The sequence below is a fragment of the Gordonia ajococcus genome (assembly GCF_012974285.1).
Lineage (GTDB): Bacteria > Actinomycetota > Actinomycetes > Mycobacteriales > Mycobacteriaceae > Gordonia > Gordonia amicalis.
Genome location: NZ_CP052884.1, coordinates 3,874,059 through 3,892,002 on the forward strand (window position 1 = coordinate 3,874,059; position 17,944 = coordinate 3,892,002).

General features: G+C 67.9%; 14 protein-coding genes. 3 read left to right on the top strand and 11 right to left on the bottom strand.

Annotation, left to right across the window (positions count from 1 at the left end; genetic code table 11):
• Positions 1-29: 29 nt before the first annotated feature.
• From GAA2_RS17685 to hpf, 6 genes are all read right to left on the bottom strand, one after another.
• Positions 30-1,145 carry a ferredoxin reductase gene (locus tag GAA2_RS17685; protein WP_024497771.1) on the bottom strand — a complete coding sequence of 372 codons (1,116 nt, stop codon included), beginning with the start codon at positions 1,143-1,145 and terminating at the stop codon, positions 30-32.
• 94 nt (positions 1,146-1,239) lie between these two features.
• Positions 1,240-1,806, bottom strand: coding sequence for a DUF6912 family protein (locus GAA2_RS17690; protein WP_006438660.1), 567 nt, complete (start codon positions 1,804-1,806; stop codon positions 1,240-1,242).
• A gap of 60 nt (positions 1,807-1,866) precedes the next feature.
• Positions 1,867-3,348 (bottom strand): wax ester/triacylglycerol synthase domain-containing protein, encoded by a 1,482-nt coding sequence (locus GAA2_RS17695; protein WP_006438661.1) that lies wholly within the window; start codon positions 3,346-3,348, stop codon positions 1,867-1,869.
• A 68-nt stretch (positions 3,349-3,416) separates the two neighbouring features.
• Positions 3,417-3,887: an Rv3235 family protein gene (locus GAA2_RS17700; protein ID WP_310649853.1), complete on the bottom strand. Its 471-nt coding sequence runs from the start codon at positions 3,885-3,887 to the stop codon at positions 3,417-3,419.
• A gap of 196 nt (positions 3,888-4,083) precedes the next feature.
• Positions 4,084-6,897, bottom strand: a complete 2,814-nt coding sequence (gene secA, locus GAA2_RS17705) for a preprotein translocase subunit SecA (protein WP_006438663.1) — start codon at positions 6,895-6,897, stop codon at positions 4,084-4,086.
• Positions 6,898-7,075: 178 nt separating this feature from the next.
• Positions 7,076-7,897 (bottom strand): ribosome hibernation-promoting factor, HPF/YfiA family, encoded by an 822-nt coding sequence (gene hpf, locus GAA2_RS17710; RefSeq protein WP_006438664.1) that lies wholly within the window; start codon positions 7,895-7,897, stop codon positions 7,076-7,078.
• 384 nt (positions 7,898-8,281) lie between these two features.
• On the opposite strand from hpf, the gene GAA2_RS17715 reads away from it, so the two are divergent.
• Complete coding sequence (locus tag GAA2_RS17715) at positions 8,282-8,950, top strand: ComF family protein (RefSeq protein ID WP_024497765.1); 669 nt, start codon at positions 8,282-8,284, stop codon at positions 8,948-8,950.
• A gap of 7 nt (positions 8,951-8,957) precedes the next feature.
• On the opposite strand, the gene lpqB is transcribed toward GAA2_RS17715, so the two are convergent.
• Genes lpqB through mtrA form a run of 3 tightly spaced genes read right to left on the bottom strand, consistent with a single transcriptional unit; the run spans position 8,958 to position 13,062 of the window.
• The gene (lpqB, locus tag GAA2_RS17720; RefSeq protein WP_024497764.1) at positions 8,958-10,721 is read right to left on the bottom strand and encodes an MtrAB system accessory lipoprotein LpqB; all 1,764 of its coding nucleotides are present in this window, start codon (positions 10,719-10,721) and stop codon (positions 8,958-8,960) included.
• Complete coding sequence (gene mtrB / locus GAA2_RS17725) at positions 10,718-12,388, bottom strand: MtrAB system histidine kinase MtrB (protein WP_024497763.1); 1,671 nt, start codon at positions 12,386-12,388, stop codon at positions 10,718-10,720. Before mtrB ends, lpqB begins: the two co-directional genes overlap by 4 nt.
• A complete protein-coding gene (mtrA, locus tag GAA2_RS17730; RefSeq protein ID WP_004023513.1) occupies positions 12,385-13,062 on the bottom strand; it encodes an MtrAB system response regulator MtrA in 678 nt (225 codons plus the stop codon). Before mtrA ends, mtrB begins: the two co-directional genes overlap by 4 nt.
• A 97-nt stretch (positions 13,063-13,159) precedes the next feature.
• Between mtrA and GAA2_RS17735 the strand changes: the two genes are divergently transcribed.
• Both GAA2_RS17735 and GAA2_RS23250 read left to right on the top strand, forming a co-directional pair.
• Positions 13,160-13,792: a dTMP kinase gene (locus GAA2_RS17735; RefSeq protein ID WP_024497762.1), complete on the top strand. Its 633-nt coding sequence runs from the start codon at positions 13,160-13,162 to the stop codon at positions 13,790-13,792.
• Positions 13,793-14,207: 415 nt separating this feature from the next.
• Positions 14,208-14,717, top strand: coding sequence for a hypothetical protein (locus GAA2_RS23250; protein WP_081712384.1), 510 nt, complete (start codon positions 14,208-14,210; stop codon positions 14,715-14,717).
• 99 nt (positions 14,718-14,816) lie between these two features.
• Here the strand turns inward: GAA2_RS23250 and ahcY are convergent, their stop codons facing one another.
• Entirely contained in the window at positions 14,817-16,292 is a 1,476-nt protein-coding gene (ahcY, locus tag GAA2_RS17745) for an adenosylhomocysteinase (RefSeq protein WP_006434582.1), read from the bottom strand.
• A 93-nt stretch (positions 16,293-16,385) separates the two neighbouring features.
• The gene (locus GAA2_RS17750) at positions 16,386-17,924 is read right to left on the bottom strand and encodes an amino acid permease (protein ID WP_024497760.1); all 1,539 of its coding nucleotides are present in this window, start codon (positions 17,922-17,924) and stop codon (positions 16,386-16,388) included.
• Positions 17,925-17,944 lie beyond the last annotated feature (20 nt).

Below are 17,944 nucleotides of genomic sequence, written 5' to 3' on the forward strand. Positions count from 1 at the left end.
CGTCGCCGGGTCACAGACGAAGAAGCAGGTCAGACGTCCAGCGTGCAGTCCCCGGCAGCGGCACTGATGCACGTCTGGACGCGTTCGCCCTCGACATGTTCGACGCCGGAGCGGAGATCGCGCACGCATCCCTTGTCGAGCATCACCACGCAGCTCTGGCAGATCCCCATCCGGCAGCCGAACGGCATGATCGCGCCCGCGGCCTCGCCGGCCTCGAGAAGAGTGGTGGCGCCGTCGACAGCCGCGGTCTTGCCGGACCGGCCGAAGGTCACCGTCCCGCCCTGCGCACCGACCACACCGCGTTCGAGGGCGAACCGTTCGATGTGCAAGCGGTCGGCCAGGTCGGCGTCGGAGTAGAGGCGATGCAGACCGTCGAGGAAACCTGCTGGGCCACACGCCCAGGTCTGACGCTCACGCCAGTCCGGGCACAGGTTCGGCAGCACCTCAGGGGTGATCTTGCCTGCCGTGCGGGTGTACTGCACGTGCAGGTCGACGAGACCCGAAGACGCCATCTCCTCGAGTTCGTCGGCGAAGAGCAGGTCGGCCTCGGTGGGTGTCGAGTGGATCAGGCGGATGTCGGTGTTCTGCTTGCGCTGTTTGACGGTGCGCAGCATCGAGATGATCGGCGTGAGTCCGCTGCCGGCGGTGGCGAACAGGATCTTCTCCGGCAGCGGGTCGGGCAGGACGAACTCACCGCGCGGCGCGGCGAGGCGCACCACGGTGCCCGGCGTCAGGCCGTTCACGAGGTGGGTCGACAGGAAACCCTCCGGCATCGCCTTCACGGTGATCGCGATGGTCTTGTCGTTCGCCGACGTATCGGGGGTCGAGGTGAGCGAATACGAGCGCCACGTCCATCGGCCCTCCATGAGCACGCCGATCCCGACGTACTGTCCGGGCGCGTAGTCGAACGAGAATCCCCAGCCCGGACGAATCCGGATGGTCGCGGTGTCCTCGGTCTCCCGGATCACCGAGATGACCTTGCCGCGCAGCTCGCGCGCCGACCACAACGGGTTGGCGAGATGCAGGTAGTCGTCGGGCAGCAACGGCGTGGTGATGCGGGTGACCGCCGCACGGACCCACTGGGCACCGCGACTTCGCGCCGCGACCCCGGCCACCGGTTCTTCGAATCGCTCGAGCAGACCCAACCCACACACCGCCTTCGACGTCAGGAACACTGCGTTGACACTCTAACCTACGCAACCGTAGGTTAGCGCCGTCAGGAGTCGGGGACGAGTCGGGTCAGAGCAGTTCGAGCAGGAACGGCAGCTCCTGGGTGGCATACCACGCGAGGTCGAAGTCCTCGGCGTCGCCGACGGCCAGTTCGGCGTCCAGGTCGCCCATGTCGGCTGCGTCGATGACGACCACCGCGGCACGGACCTTGTCCTCCGCCTCTTTTACGTCGACGTGGACCGAGGCGATCGCCGAGACCGGAATCGTCCCGGAGACCTTCACCACGGCGTCGTCGAGATCGGGACGGAGTTCCACCTCCTCGACGTCGGCGGCCACCACGACCCGACGCGGCGGCAACGAGGGGGTGTCGCCCGGCTTCGTGACGGCCTCGTCGGCGGCGAGATCGCCCTCGGCAGCGGCGTCGCCGGGCTCCGGCACTTCCCCGGCGAGCAGGCGCAACGACGCCCGTGCCGCCTCGCGCATCGCGACCTCGGAGAGTTCGTCGTCATCGCCGGAGACGAACGCCTCGCGCAGCGCCGGAGTCAAGGAGAATCCGGTACCGCCGATCGGCCGGAACTCGCCATTCGAGTTGAGCTGCATCAACATTGCCAACGTCGCCGGCAGGTAGACCCTCATTCGACCTTCGCTCCTCGCGGTCCGATTGCGGTACCCGCTCACCTTAGCCGCGACCTCGGCTCAGCCGGTGACCAGCAACTCATCGAAGGACTCGGCGACGTAATCCGCCATGTCGGGCAGGTCCCGGATGACACCGCGGTCGGCCATGAACGCGAACTGCAACCGGTCGCCGTACTCGACGACGCTGACCGCGAGCGCCCGCGGTGACACGAGAACCGGGATGTAGAAAACCTCGCGCACCGGAACACCGAGCACGAAACGGTCGGCGACCGGCGCCGTGCTCATCGCCACCGGCACGTTGTACGAGCGGCTGTCGAGAGACCGGAACGCCCGGGAACTGATGTCGGCGAACGGCACCATACCCAGCTCGGGAAACAGCGGACTCGGGCCGGTACTCATGCGTCGCGACGACTGCGCGTACCGGTCGGCGAGTCCCGCGACCTGGGCGAGCCGCACGGTCGGGTTCGATTCCCCCACCGGCAGGTCCGTCACGAAGCTCGGTTTGCCGACACTGATCCAGCCGGGTTCGGACTCCGCCTCGACCTCCACACCGGGGTCCCGGGTCGACAACGGGATCACCACCCGGACGGTGTCGGCCGGCACCGTAGCCGGGTCGACCGACAGCATCCACCTGCGCATCACCCCGGAGATGATGGCGAGCTCGACGTCGGTGACGGTGCAGTTGTGGTGATCGGCGATCTTCGCGCAGTCGCGGCGCGGCACCGACGCCGTGGTGAAGGTCCGCGTCGTCGTACCCGAGTTGTTGAGCGGACTGCGGGGAGCGGAGTCGGTGAGCTGGCCGACGACGTCCCCGAACCGCCGGACGGTGTTGCCGACCGCCGAACGCACCTCGGACACCAGGCCGTTGCCGTGCACCATGGTCTCGACCAGGTCGCCCGGACGGGCCATCGCCTCGGCGAGCGCACCGATGACCAGGCTCGTCGTTCCCGGCGGGGAGCCGGGCATCCACAGTTCCTCGGGCAGCGACTCCGGCGTGTCGGTGTCGTCGCAGATGACCTCGCTGATCTCCGGGTGCTCCGGACCATCGATCAGACAGCGGTGCGACTTCGTCAGGATCGCCAGCCGTCCGTCGGCCAGACCCTCGATCAGGTACATCTCCCACAGCGGCCGTGTGCGATCCAACGGTCGGGACATCACCCGGGAGATGAGCTCGGCGAGGTCGGTGGGACCGCCCGGCCGCGGTAGTCCCGAGCGCCGGATGTGGAAGTTGATGTCGAAATCCCGGTCGTCGACCCACACCGGGCGAGCGAGCCCAAGCGTGACCTCGCGGACCACCTGCCGGTACCGGGGCGCACGCTGGAGTCGGTTCTCGACCAGCGACACCAGCGACTGATAGTCGATCGCGGGTCTGCGGGACACGGAAGCGGAAGCGGAAGCGTTCTCCCCGGTCGCCGTGTCACCTGCCTTCATCCCTTCGCCGGCGCAGGGGTCGATGACCAGCAGCGCCCCGAGATGGGTCGTCGACCGGGCATCGTCGAGGAAGTAGTACATCGCGTCGCGCGGCGACAAACGGTTCACCACGCCGCCGATCCTAGCCGCCCGGACGCGTGGTGGCCGGAATCGACAGTGTCAGCAGAACTGCACAGCGGTCAGCAGAACTCGAGCGCCACGAGTTGCCAGCGGTATTCGACCTGACCGAGGCCGGCTCGCGCACCCCGGCCAGCGGCGCGCGGATCGGCTCCACGCACACGGCACGGCTTGCGTTCGACGCGCCCGGCGAAGGCGCGGACCCGCCCGCCACTGGTGTACGACCCGAAGACCTCGGCGCTGCTGGTGTCGCGCAGCTGGACGTGGACGCGGTGGAGGACCGTACCGCGAGCCGGCGGTCCCCCGGGGGCACCGCTCGTCTCGGCGACGCGGAAGGCGTCGTGGCGGACCAGTGCCACCACCTGGTCGGCGATCGCGGGCGAGACGGAGTCGCCGAGGTGCGCGATCCCGCGGCGGCGGTCGATGACCTCGAAGAGCAGTCGAGACGTGGCGACGGTGAACCTCCGGGCCTCCACCGCGGCGGCCACGGTCTTGCGCGACGGCCCCGCACCGGAGCGCGGCCGTGGGAACACGGTGCGCTCCCGGTCGGGCCCGGCCCCGGTCGCCCCGGCCCCCATCGCGCCGGGCCCGGCCGGTTCATACGTGGGGGCCGGCCGAACCCGAACCCTCGTCGTCTGTGCGCCGGCGGGTGGAGCGGAAGTGAGTGTCTGCATGGGGATTGGACGCAGCCACTCCCCTGTCAGGTTCCGCTTTTCACCCGAAAATTTTTCAGCGGCGCTGCTTCTTGGCCTTCGGCGGCTTCGGGCGGCTGCCCTTGGTGTTCGCACGCGCGGCCGCACGACGCTCCCGACGGCTGGCCGACTCGGCGGCACCGGCGAGTTCCTCCTCCTCGGAGTGGACGACCGTGCCACCACCCTCGTCGGGCCCGGAGAACGTCATCGGCACGTCACCATCTGTGACGCCGGACCCCCGCAATGCCGCGGGCACCTGCGAACCGGCGTCGGCCGCCGGGGCGGGTGCACCGGCACCGACCGCGGCACGCAGATCGGCCGCGGTGGGCAGCGGCGCCTGCGGTGCCGGCTGCTCGGTCTGCACCTGTGCGTTGAACAGAATGCCGAGCGCTTCCTCCTTGAGGCCCTCGAGCATGCCGGTGAACATGTCGAAGCCCTCGCGCTGGTACTCGACCACCGGGTCGCGCTGCGCCATCGAACGCAGGTGGATGCCCTCGCGGAGGTAGTCCATCTCGTACAGGTGGTCACGCCACTTGCGGTCGAGGACGCTCAGCAGGACGCTGCGCTCGAGCTGGCGCATCGCACCCTCACCGGCGAGCTCGTCGATGGCCTGCTCACGCTTGTCGTAGGCGGCCTTCGCGTCGGCGACGAGGGTCTCACGCAGCTCCTCGGCCGAGATGTCGTCGCGCTCACCGTATTCCGTCTCTCCGACAACGGCTTTGGGATCGAGTTCGATCGGGTACAGGGTGCGCAGGGCGGTCCACAGCTCGTCGAGATCCCAGTCCTCGGCGTAGCCCTCGGCGGTCGCGCCGTCGACGTAGGCGCTGACCACGTCGTCGATCATCTGCTTGACCTGCTCGTGGTGATCCTCGCCCTCGAGGATCTGGCGGCGCTCGGCGTAGATGATCTTGCGCTGCTCGTTCATGACCTCGTCGTACTTGAGGACGTTCTTGCGCATCTCGAAGTTCTGCTGCTCGACCTGGGTCTGAGCGCTGCGGATGGCCTTGGTGACCATCTTGGCCTCGATCGGCACGTCGTCGGGCAGACGGCTCATGATCGCCTCGAGCGCACCGCCGTTGAAGCGGCGCATGAGCTCGTCGGCGACGGAGAGGTAGAACCGCGACTCGCCCGGATCGCCCTGACGGCCCGAGCGGCCGCGCAGCTGGTTGTCGATACGACGCGACTCGTGGCGCTCGGTGCCGAGCACGTACAGGCCGCCGGCCTTGCGCACGGCCTCGGCCTCGTCGGTCGCCTCCTTGCGCGCGACCTCGATGGCCTCGTCCCAGGCCGCCTCGTACTCGTCGGGCGTGTTGACCGGGTCGAGACCGGCCTTGCGCAGACGGGTGTCGGCGATGATGTCCGGGTTGCCGCCGAGCACGACGTCGGTACCACGGCCGGCCATGTTGGTGGCCACGGTGACCGCTCGCAGACGGCCCGCCTCGGCGATGATCTGGGCTTCCTGCTCGTGGAACTTGGCGTTGAGGACGTTGTGCGGGATCTCGCGCTTCTTCAGCTGGCGCGACAGGTACTCCGACCGCTCGACGCTGGTGGTACCGATGAGCACCGGCTGGCCGATCTCGTGACGCTCGACGATGTCGTCGACGACCGCGGCGAACTTGGCCTCTTCCGTCTTGTAGATCAGATCGCCCTGGTCCTTGCGGACCATGGGTCGGTTGGTCGGGATCGGTAGCACCCCGAGCTTGTAGATCTGGTCGAACTCGGCGGCCTCGGTCTCGGCGGTACCGGTCATACCCGACAACTTGTCGTAGAGACGGAAGTAGTTCTGCAGGGTGATCGTGGCGAGAGTCTGGTTCTCGGCCTTGATCTCGACGCCTTCCTTGGCCTCGATCGCCTGGTGCAGGCCCTCGTTGAAGCGGCGGCCGTCGAGCACACGTCCGGTGAACTCGTCGACGATCAGGACCTCACCGTTGCGAACGATGTAGTCCTTGTCGCGCTGGAACAGTTCCTTGACCTTGATGGCGTTGTTCAGGTAGCTGACCAGCGGCGAATTGGCGGCCTCGTACAGATTGTCGATGCCGAGGCGGTCCTCGACGAACTCGACACCGGCCTCGTGCACGCCGATCGTCTTCTTCTTGATGTCGACCTCGTAGTGGACATCCTTCTCGAGCAGCGGCGCGATGCGCGCGAACTCGGTGTACCACTTGCTCGACCCCTCGGCCGGGCCCGAGATGATCAGCGGGGTGCGCGCCTCGTCGATGAGGATCGAGTCGACCTCGTCGACGATCGCGTAGGCGTGGCCGCGCTGGACGAGGTCGGCGAGCGAGTGCGCCATGTTGTCGCGCAGGTAGTCGAAGCCGAACTCGTTGTTGGTTCCGTAGGTGATGTCGGCTGCGTAGGCCTCGCGGCGCGCAGATGAGGACATGCCGGTGAGGATCACCGCGGTCTCGAGGCCGAGGAAGCGGTGCACGCGCCCCATCCACTCGGAGTCGCGCTTGGCGAGGTAGTCGTTGACCGTGACGACGTGGACGCCGTCGCCCGACAGCGCATTGAGGTACGCCGGCAGCACACAGGTGAGGGTCTTGCCCTCACCGGTCTTCATCTCGGCGATGTTGCCGTAGTGCAGCGCCGCGCCGCCCATGAGCTGCACGTGGAAGTGCTTCTGGTCGAGCACGCGCCATGCCGCCTCGCGGGCTGCCGCGAAGGCCTCGGGCAGCAGCTCGTCGAGCGTCTCACCGTCGGCGATCCGTTTCTTGAACTCGTCTGTCTTGGCTCGCAGTTCGGCGTCGGAAAGCGCCTCGAACTCGTCGGACAGCGCCTCGACGTGCGACGCGATCGCGTCGAGTCGCTTGACCATGCGGCCTTCGCCGACACGCAACAGCTTGTTCAGCACCGTGGATCGAGTCCCTCACCTGTAGAAAACACACGGAATCCGGCCCGTGCGAACACACAGACCGGATCCCATGGTAGCGAGGTGAGCTGAGCAGACCCTGATCGACCGGCACGTTGGCCGAAGACTTCATCCCTTCGGGATTCGTCGGCGGCTCACCGGAAGGGCGGCTCAGCGGCGTTCAGGTCAGGCGGATGAGGCCGTAGTCGAACGCATGCCTGCGGTACACCACCGACGGCTTGTCGGTCTCCTTGTCGTGGAACAGGAAGAAATCGTGCCCGACGAGCTCCATCTCGTAGAGCGCGTCGTCGACGTTCATCGGTACCGCGGTGTGTTCCTTCACGCGGACGATCTGACCCGGCGTGTACTCGTCCACGTCGTCATGATTGGACGTCGTGGCACCGGCCGCGGCGGTCCCGGGCTCACCGACGAGCCCCTCCACGGACAATTGGTTGTCCCGCAACGGCGGTGCCCCGATCTCGGTGGCCTCGGCCACCGACAGCGGACGGCGGTTGCCGTGGTGCACACGGCGCCGGTCCTTGACCCGGCGCAGGCGGGATTCGAGCTTGTCCAGGGACCGCTCGAGTGCGGCGTAGAAGTTCTCGCCGCAGGCCTGCGAACGGACGATCGGACCCTTGCCCTTCGCGGTGATCTCGACCTGCTGACAGGCCTTGGACTGTCTCCGGTTGCGTTCGTGGTACAGCTCGACGTCGAATTGGAAGATCGTCGGATCGAATCGCTCGAGGCGGGCGAGCTTGTCGCCGACGTAGATGCGGTAGTGGTCGGGTATTTCGACGTTCCGGCCGCTGAACACGATCTTGGCGATGGGCTCGGCGGGTTCGTCGGATTCCACCGTCCCCGGTGGGCGGACGAACGCGAACTCCTGGTCGTCGGAGTCGGTTTGGGCGGGTTGGTGGTCGGGCTCGAGGCCCTCCTCCACGGTCGGCCTCTGCTCTGCGAGTTTGGGTTCGCGCTGGCCTCTGCGGTGGATGACGTTGGACATTCAACTACCTCCTGAATTGTTCCCGGCGCGCCTGATACATCGTGATCTGTTGTCGCACTGATGATTTGGTCGACGTCGAGGATTAGTCCATGCCAACTGACAGCTGACACTCAACGGCAGGGGCACCACCTCCTGAAAACCGGTCGTTACCGGCGCGGGGAATCTGTTGTCCTCCCGGCAACCCGATGTACCCACGACCGTAGTCGCAAGTTCGGGTATCGGCCACGTTTTGGCCTGCCGCGTCGGCGGAGTCGGGACAAGTGGGGTACGAAGGCCCCGGCACGGTGATCCCAAGGTCTCGGCCCACGCCGTCCAACAGGCCGATCCGTCCACAGCCGGCGCGACGCCACCGGGTCGGAGCACGACCGGACCTAGGGTCGGGACATGACCTGGCGACAGGTGCCGGCCGCGGCGGCAGATCTGGTTCTTCCCGTGGTGTGCGGCGGGTGCGGGCGGCCGGGGACGCCGTGGTGCCGACGCTGCGACAAGGCGTGGCACGACGTTCCCGTCGCCGCCCGGCCGCGCATCGAGCCGGGTGTTCCGGTGTGGGCTCTCGGGCGCTACCGGGGTCCGCACCGGCAGGGGATCATCGCGGTCAAGGAACACGATCGACGTGATCTGATCCCACCGCTGGGCGCCGCACTCGCCCACGCCGTGCGGGTCCTGGCCGGCTGGGGCGAGATGCCCGACGCGGATCGCCTGACATTGATCCCCGCACCGACCCGCCGGATGAGCGCCCGGCGTCGCGGCGGCGACCGGGTGACCGCGATCGCCGAACACGCCGCACCTCTTCTGGGGTCCCGGGTCGTCGTGACGCCGCTGTTGGTGACGTCGGCGACCGCTCGCGACTCCGCCGGACTCGACGCCCGGGCGCGTGCCCGCAATCTCGCGGGCGCGGTCCGTCTGCGCGCCGGTCCGTCTCCACCGCACGGTGCCGCGGCACTACTGATCGACGACGTCATCACCACGGGTGCCACCGCGGCCGAGTCGGTGCGCGTACTGCGTGCGGCCGGCGTCGGGGTCGCGGCGGTCGTGGTGCTGGCCGCCGCCTAGGGAGGGATCAGGGCAGCACCGGGATGGCGCCGGCGATCATGGCCGGCTCGACCTCGGTCCAGTACTGGTCGGGCTGCCCGTTGTTGCTGCCGAGACGGAGCACGCCACGCTGATCCCCGACGTAGATGGTCGACGAGTTCGCCACCACGGCCCGCACCGGTGGCGACACGTTGCCGCTGAGCAGGCCGACCGCCGGGGTGCCGTTGATCGACAGCTGCACGACCGGGGACTCGGGTGCCTCCCGCGCGATGACCAGCGTCGTCGGCGACGCCCAGTCCAGGGACACCGCACGATTGCCGACGTTGTAGGCGGCGATGCGCGGACTGGTCAGCGACACCTGCCCGTCGGCGTTCGTCGACAGCACCGCGAACACGATCTGCCCGCCGACGACGAGTGCGGCACGGACGCCGTCTGGTGCGACCTGCATCTCGGTGATGGCCCCGCGCGCCACGGTCGGGATCGACGACGCCTCGACCGGGACGGTCTGGGTCCCGTCGTCGTCACGCTGCCACTGGACGGGCTTGCCGTCCACGACCACCCACACGGAGTTCTCGTCCGCCCCGAAGGACGGCCGGGTGATGGACACGCCGCTGACGATCGGACCGACGTCGCCGCCGTAGTCGCCGATCACGCATTCGAGCCGGCGGTCGCTCGCGGTCCGGACCGCGGCCACCCGCGCGCCGTTGTCGGAGATCGTCGCCGCCCGCACATCGCGTGACGACCCCAGCGGTCCGCGCACGGGCACGGTCCCGGTGTCGGTCACCGCGCGCAACGCCCCGCCGGTGACGATGTTCAGACCGACGTCGGTCGACGGCACCGCGTTCGGATCGAAGGACCGGACGTCCGCGGGCTGCCACCCCGAGGCCCGTTCGCCCACCAGTGGCGCACCGTCGGCGTCGATCACGTACGGCCCCGAGATGTCGGCTCCGTCGAGGGTCCAGACGATCTGGGCCGCCAGGACCGTGCGATCCCTGCTCGACGCGTTGCCGATGCCGTTGAGGTCGACGCGTACCCCGCCGCCGGCCAGTCCCACCACCGGTCCGCGCAGCGTCGCCCCGCTCGGGAATCCGCTGTCGACAGCGGCGGACAGGTCGGCCGCCGGACCGTTGATGAGCCGGTTGACCAGCACGGTCGGGTCGGTGGCCTGCCCGGCGTAGAACCACCGCGGGTCCGGGACGAGTCGCCGGCCGGTGCGGTCGGAGAAGTAGAGCGAGACCGGACGGTAGGTGTTGTCGAACTGGTCGCGGTCGATCATCGTCCCGTTCGGCAGGGGCCCGTCGATCCGCCACTGGTCGCCCTGCCGGGTCAGGCTGATGCTGGTCTCGACCCGGCCCGAGGCGGGCAGCAGCTGCCCGTCCGATTTGAGGGTGCCGACGTTGTCGCCGGTCAGCCGCATGCGGACGGAGTCCTCGTTGCGCTGGTCGACGAAGATGCTGATCTCGTCGAGGATCAGCGCGTCCCCGCGGTCGTCCCACTGCTGCGAGGCGACCGGGGTCAGGAAGGCGCGCGCGGTGTCGTGTCCGGAGTCCGGGTCGACCGTCGACTTGAGAAACGCGCGGACGAGGGCCTCCGGGTCCATGTCGGACTGCGGCACCGGGGCCGCGTTGGTGGCGCCTTCGCGCTGGAAGGACTTGATGGGCTGCGGAGACGAGTCACTCGGGATCGACCCGCACGCCGACACCACCACCATCGCGACGGTGGCCATCGCGACGGCGATCACGAACCCCAGGACACTCCGACGCGGGTGTTCCGGACGACCTGCGACGCTCATTCGATACCAGCCTCCACGCCTGGTGTACGGCTACTCGTCTTGGCGGCGGTCCGGGGAGCCGAGCCGACGGATTTCAGCGGCAACGGCGAGCCGAGCACCTTGTGGCCGCGCACCAGAGGCAGGGTCAATCGGAAGCACGCACCCTTGCCGGGTTCGCCCCATGCCTCGAGCCGGCCCTGGTGAAGACGGGCGTCCTCGATGCTGATGGCCAGTCCGAGACCGGTGCCGCCCGAGCGGCGGAACCGCGACGGATCCGAGCGCCAGAACCGGTTGAACACCAGCTTCTCCTCCCCCGGCCGAAGCCCGATGCCCTGGTCGCGGACCGTGATGGCGACCGCGTCGCCATCGGACCGCATCGTGAGCGTCACCGGCTTCCGTTCACCGTGGTCGATCGCGTTGGCCAGCAGGTTCCGCAGAATACGTTCGACGCGGCGCGGATCGATCTCGGCGAGCACCGGTTCTGCGGGCAGATCGAGGACGAGTTCGGTCCCGGTCTCCTCGGCGAGATGCCGCACCGTGGCGAGAGCTCCGTCGATCGGGATGGCCATGTCCATCCGCTCGGCCGCCAGCTCGGCCATACCGGCGTCGTGGCGGGAGATCTCCAGCAATTCGTTGAGCAGCGTCTCGAAGCGGTCGAGCTCCTTGTCCAGCAACTCGACCGAACGTTTCCGGACGGGGTCGAGTTCATCGCGGCCCTCGTAGAGCACGTCCGAGGCCATGCGGACCGTGGTCAGCGGCGTCCGCAGTTCGTGACTGACGTCGGAGGTGAACTGACGCTGCAGCCCGCCGAACTCCTCGAGATGGGTGATCTGCTTGGACAGGCTCTCCGCCATGTCGTTGAACGACATCGCGAGCCGGGCCATGTCGTCCTCACCGCGCACGGGCATGCGTTCCTTGAGGCGGCCGTCGGCGAAGCGGACCGCGATCCGGGACGCCGACCGAACCGGGATGACGACCTGCCGCGAGACGAGCCAGGCGATGGCCGCGAGCAACCCGAGCAGCACGATGCTGCCGGTCAGCAGGGTGCCGCGGACGAGGTCGACGGTGTTCTGCTCCGCGGTCAGGGGGAAGACCAGATACAGCTCGAGACCGGGAACCGACGCGTTGGTCGGCGTGCCCACGATCAGCGCCGGCGCGTGCCCGCCGGAACCGTTGGGTACCTGGGTGTACTGATAGGCCACCTGGCCGCCCCGAACCATGTCCCGGAGGTTCGACGGCACCTCGGCGGTCGGGCCGACGCCGCTGGACGCACTGCCCCCGGACGATCCGGGGACGAGCAGGACGGTGTCGAATGCGCCGACGGTTCCAGAGGCCTGTCCGGTGTCGGCATCACGATCGGTCAGCAGCGACCGCGTCTGCTGCAGCCGGTTCTGCACCGACATGTTGCCGGCGCCGCTGGACAGGTCGCGTTCCACCGAGATGCGGGCGCGGTCGATCTCCTCGGTCGCCGCCGCCAGCTTCACGTCGAGGAGTCGGTCGGTGATCTGGGAGACCAGCACGAAACCCAGGATGAGCAGCACGACGACCGACAGCGACAGCGTCGACGCCACGACCCGCAGCTGCAGCGAGCGCCGCCAGATGTGCCCGAAGGCACGTCCGACAGCGCCGGCAGCGCGGGTGAAGCGTCCGAAGGTGCTGTTGACCCGTCGTCGGGAACGACCGATCACGGCGGGCCGGCCTTGTAGCCGACCCCCCTCACAGTCAGCACGACCTCGGGGTTCTCCGGGTCGGTTTCGACCTTCGCACGCAGACGCTGAACATGCACGTTGACGAGTCTAGTGTCCGCCGGGTGACGGTAGCCCCACACCTGTTCGAGGAGGACGTCGCGGGTGAAGACCTGACGCGGCTTTCGCGCGAGCGCGACCAGTAGATCGAACTCGAGCGGGGTGAGCGAGATCGGCACGCCGTCGCGGGTCACCTTGTGCGCAGGGACGTCGATCTCCACCGGACCGATCGAGAGCAGTTCGGCCGGCTCCTCGTCCGTCCGGCGCAGGCGTGCGCGCACACGGGCGACGAGTTCCTTCGGCTTGAACGGCTTGACCATGTAGTCGTCGGCACCGGACTCGAGACCCAGCACGACGTCGACGGTGTCGGACTTCGCGGTCAGCATGACGATCGGGACACCGGAGTCGGCACGCAGCACGCGACACACGTCGATGCCGTTCATGCCCGGGAGCATGAGGTCGAGGAGCACGAGGTCGGGACGGATCTCCCGCACCGCGGTGAGTGCCTGCGTCCCGTCACCGACCACGAAGGGTTCGAAACCCTCGCCGCGCAACACGATCGTCAGCATCTCGGCGAGAGCGGCGTCGTCGTCGACGACGAGGATGCGAGGCTTCATGTGTTCAATGGTGACACCATCGTGATGAAAGCGTGGTGAATGACGCGCCGTACCGGACGTACTGGCTCGATTCGTCCCACCACATACACTCCTCCGCGTGGGTCAGTTGATTGCGGTGGAGGGGCTCGACGGCGCCGGTAAGAACACGTTGGTCACCGGTCTGGTCGAGCGCTGGACGGCGTCGGGTCTGCGGATCGCGACGTTCACCTTCCCGCGCTACGGGAAATCCGCGACCGCCGACATCGCGTCCGAGGCGCTGCACGGTTCGCACGGCGACCTGCGGGACAGCGTGTACGCCATGGCCCTGCTCTTCGCCCTCGACCGGGCCGATGCCGCGGAAGACATCGCAGCGGCCACCGCGGCCAACGACATCGTCATCCTCGACCGTTACGTCGCGTCGAACGCGGCCTACAACGCCGGACGCCTGGAACAGGACGTCGACGGAGAGGTCGTGCGATGGGTCGCCGACCTCGAATACGGCCGGTTCGGGATGCCCGTACCCGATCGACACGTGTTGCTGGGGGTGCCCGCCGAGGTGGCGATGCAGCGCGCCCGGACCCGGGCCGCCGGCGATGCGAGCCGGGTACGCGACGCCTACGAACGCGACAGCGACCTGCAGCGCCGCGTCGACGCGGTGTACCGCCGGCTCGCCGAGGACAACTGGACATCCCCGTGGTACCGGTATGACGGGCAGGACATCGCCGCGCTGGCCGATCTCCTGATTCCCTGACCCAAGGCGCGCGCAACACCCGAAACAGGTGTCATTCGGACGAACGCCACCGGCGATGACGGGGCTCTGCCGCCACCACGGCACTTCGATAGCCTGAATCAATGACTGGGGAGAGGGTCGCATGACCTATCAGCCGCCACCACCCGGCGGTGCGCCGCCACCGTTCGGACCCGGTCGGCCCGGACAAGGCCCCCAGTGGCCGGGCCCCGGCGGGCGGCAGCCCGGCGGACCCCGTCCAGGACAGTTCCCGCCCGGGCAGACACCCCCCGCGCCACAGCCGCGACCACCCTACGGACCATACGGCCCCCCGCCTCCCTACGGCGCCTACGGTCCCGGGCCATACGCTCAGCGCGGCGGTCACGGAGGCCCTCCGGGCGGCCCCTATGGTCCCCCGCCACCCCGGCGCAACGCCGGCGTGATCGTCGCCTGGATCACCGGCGGCGTCGCGGTGGTGGCCCTCGTCGCCCTCGTGGTCACCCTCATGGTGACGTCGTCCGGACCAGACGAGTCCACCGTGGCAACGGGTTCGAGCACCTCGTCGAACAGTTCGCCGGATGGTTCCGCGAGCACCGCGGACGAATCGGAATCCGAATCCGCAGACCACGCAGCGCTTTCCCAGATCCGGGCGGCCCTCCAGAACTACGTGTCGGCTCGCAACGCGCGTGACGTCGTGCGCATGAAGGCCGCGGTCTGCACGCAATCGCGCGACCGGATCACCGGCCCGCCGCCCGACGACGACGGCAACATCGTGGTCGACGGCTTCCTCGGGACCGTGTTCGACGGCGACGTCGCACAGTCCGAGGTCGTGTCCCACCTCGAGAAGGGCAACCAGCGCACCGAATCCGAGAAGTCCAAGGAGCGGTTCCTGAAGGAACGCGGTTCGTGGATCTACTGCCCCGACGCCGAACCCGACATCGGTGCCTGAACAGCGAAAAAGCCGCAAACCCACCACTTTTGGAGATTTCCACCACCCGATCGGGTGGTGGATTTCTCCATCAGTGGTGGGTTTGCGACGCAGGTCCGATCAGTAGCGGTAGTGCTCCGGCTTGTACGGACCCTCGACGTCGACGCCGATGTACTCGGCCTGCTCCTTGGTGAGCTTCGTCAGCTTGCCGCCGAGCGCCTCCACGTGAATGCGCGCAACCTTCTCGTCGAGATGCTTGGGCAGACGGTAGACCTCGTTGTCGTACTCGTCGTTCTTGGTCCACAGCTCGATCTGCGCGATGACCTGGTTGGAGAAGCTGTTGCTCATCACGAACGACGGGTGGCCCGTCGCGTTGCCGAGGTTGAGCAGACGCCCCTCGCTCAGCACGATGATCGACTTGCCGCTGTCGAAGATCCACTGGTCGACCTGCGGCTTGACGTTGATGCGCTTGGCGCCCGAACGCTCGAGGCCGGCCATGTCGATCTCGTTGTCGAAGTGACCGATGTTGCCCAGGATCGCCTGGTGCTTCATCTGACGCATGTGGTCGATGGTGATGATGCCCAGGTTGCCGGTGGAGGTGATCACGATGTCGGCGTCACCGATCGCGTCCTCGACGGTGACCACGTCGTAGCCGTCCATCAGGGCCTGCAGCGCGTTGATCGGGTCGATCTCGGTGACCTGGACACGGGCGCCCTGCCCGGCCAGCGACTCCGCGCAACCCTTGCCCACGTCGCCGTAACCACAGATCAGCACCTTCTTGCCGCCGATGAGGACATCGGTACCGCGGTTGATGCCGTCGATCAGCGAATGGCGGGTGCCGTACTTGTTGTCGAACTTGGACTTGGTGACCGAGTCGTTGACGTTGATCGCGGGGAACGTCAGTTCGCCGGCGGCGGCGAACTGGTAGAGCCGCAGTACGCCGGTGGTGGTCTCCTCGGTCACGCCCTGGACCGACTCGGAGATGGTGGTCCACTTGTTCTTGTCGGTCTCGAAACGCTTGCGCAGCAGTTCGAGGAAGACCTTGTACTCGGCCGGGTGATCATCCTCGGCGGGCGGCACGACACCGGCCTTCTCGAACTCGGCACCGCGCAACACCAGCATGGTGGCGTCACCACCGTCGTCGAGGATCATGTTGGCCGGCTTGTCCGCCTCGGGCCAGGTCAGCATCTGCTCGGCTGCCCACCAGTACTCCTCGAGCGTCTCGCCCTTCCAGGCGAACACCGGGACACCCTTGGGCTCGTCCGGGGTGCCGTGGGGACCCACGACGACGGCCGCAGCCGCGTGATCCTGGGTCGAGAAGATGTTGCACGACGCCCAGCGGACCTCGGCGCCGAGCGCAACAAGCGTCTCGATCAGCACAGCGGTCTGAACGGTCATGTGCAGCGATCCGGAGATTCGAGCACCCTTGAGCGGCAGGACGTCTGCGTTCTCACGACGCAGTTCCATCAATCCGGGCATCTCGTGCTCGGCGAGCTCGATCTCCTTGCGGCCGAAGTCCGCCAGGGACAGATCGGCCACCTTGTAGTCGATCCCGTTGCGGCTGTCGGCCTTCAGCTCGTCCTGAGCAGTCGTCATCTGATCCCCTTGTCGTTCGCGTCGGACGCCGCGTGTCTGCAGCGCGATATGCGTTCGATCCAGGCTATCCGACCACGCCCGCCGAGCCCATTGTCAGGTGTCGGGCCCGGGTTCTCCGGCTGCTACGCCCGGGGTTCCGATCTGCTCACCTCGCTCGCGCCGGGCGAAGACCGAATGGCGGTATCCGTACGAGAAGTACACGACGACGCCGACCACCATCCACACCACGAACCGGATCCATGTCTCCACGGACAGGTTCAGCATCAACCACAGGCAGGCGAGGATGGCGAGGATCGGGATGAGCGGAACGAAGGGCGCCCGGAAGCCGCGTTCGAGATCGGGCCGGGTCCGGCGGAGGACGAGCACCCCGATGCTCACCAGTACGAACGCGAAGAGGGTGCCGATGTTGACCATCTCCTCGAGGGTTCCCATGGGGAAGAACGCCGCCAGCACACCCGAGACGATGCCGACGACGACGGTGAAGCGCACCGGTGTACCGCGCCTGCCGGTGTGCGCCAGCGATCGGGGCAACAGTCCGTCGCGCGCCATCGCGAATCCCACGCGGGTCTGACCGAGCAGCAGCACCATCACGACCGTGGTCAGGCCGGCGAGCGCGCCGAGGTCGATGACCCAGCCCGCCCAGGTGACACCGTTCGCCTCGAATGCCGTGGTGAGGGTCGACCCGGTCACCTCTCCGGTCACCGGATCGGTCTGGTCGGCCAGTTCCGGGTAGGGCACCATCCCGGACACGACCAGACTGACCGCGACGTAGAGGACCGTCACGATGGCCAGAGATCCCAGGATGCCGCGCGGCATCGCCTTCTGCGGGTTCTTCGTCTCCTCGGCGGTCGTGGCCACGACGTCGAAACCGATGAAGGCGAAGAAGACCAGCGATGCCGCCGCCAGCAGGCCGTACCAGCCGAAGGTGCTGCCCTCGGCACCGGTGATCGCCGAGAAGAGCGTCTGGTGGAGGCCGGTGTCGCCCTCGGCGGGCGGCGCGGCGGGCGGCACGTAGGGGTCGTAGTTCTTCATCTTGATGTAGAACGCGCCGACCACGATGACCAGCAGGACGACGAAGACCTTGATGGTGGTGATGACGAGTGACACCCGCGACGACAGTTTGGTACCGAGAGCCAGCAACACCGTCAGCACGGCGATCAGCAGCACCGCGCCCCAGTCGAAGCTGATCGAGTCGGTGATCTGTACCGATGCCGCGGAGCCGAGGATGTTGCCCAGGTAGAGCGACCAGCCCTTCGCGACCACGGACGCGGCCAGGGCGAACTCGAGGATCAGGTCCCACCCGATCACCCATGCGACGAACTCGCCGAAGGTGGCGAACGAGAAGGTGTACGCACTGCCGGCGACGGGCACGGTCGAGGCGAACTCGGCGTAGCAGAGCGCGGCCAGCGCGCAGGCGATCGCGGCCAGCACGAAGGCCAACGACACCGACGGCCCGGCGAGATTGCCCGCGGTCCGGGCGGTGAGGGTGAAGATGCCGGCACCGACCACGACCGCGACGCCGAACACGGTGAGATCCCACGCCGTGAGGTCTCGGCGGAGTTTGGTATCCGGTTCGTCGGTGTCGGTGATCGACTGCTCGACCGACTTGATGCGCTTGAACGGGTTACTCATCGTGCCTCCTAGGACCGAAG

Bases quoted from the DNA above. Each gene is read 5' to 3' on its own strand.
- GAA2_RS17690 (WP_006438660.1), bottom strand. From the start codon at position 1,806: ATGAGGGTCTACCTGCCGGCGACGTTGGCAATGTTGATGCAGCTCAAC.
- hpf (WP_006438664.1), bottom strand. From the start codon at position 7,897: ATGTCCAACGTCATCCACCGCAGAGGCCAGCGCGAACCCAAACTCGCA.
- GAA2_RS17715 (WP_024497765.1), top strand. From the start codon at position 8,282: ATGACCTGGCGACAGGTGCCGGCCGCGGCGGCAGATCTGGTTCTTCCC.
- lpqB (WP_024497764.1), bottom strand. From the start codon at position 10,721: ATGAGCGTCGCAGGTCGTCCGGAACACCCGCGTCGGAGTGTCCTGGGG.
- mtrA (WP_004023513.1), bottom strand. From the start codon at position 13,062: ATGAAGCCTCGCATCCTCGTCGTCGACGACGACGCCGCTCTCGCCGAG.
- ahcY (WP_006434582.1), bottom strand. From the start codon at position 16,292: ATGACGACTGCTCAGGACGAGCTGAAGGCCGACAGCCGCAACGGGATC.
- GAA2_RS17750 (WP_024497760.1), bottom strand. From the start codon at position 17,924: ATGAGTAACCCGTTCAAGCGCATCAAGTCGGTCGAGCAGTCGATCACC.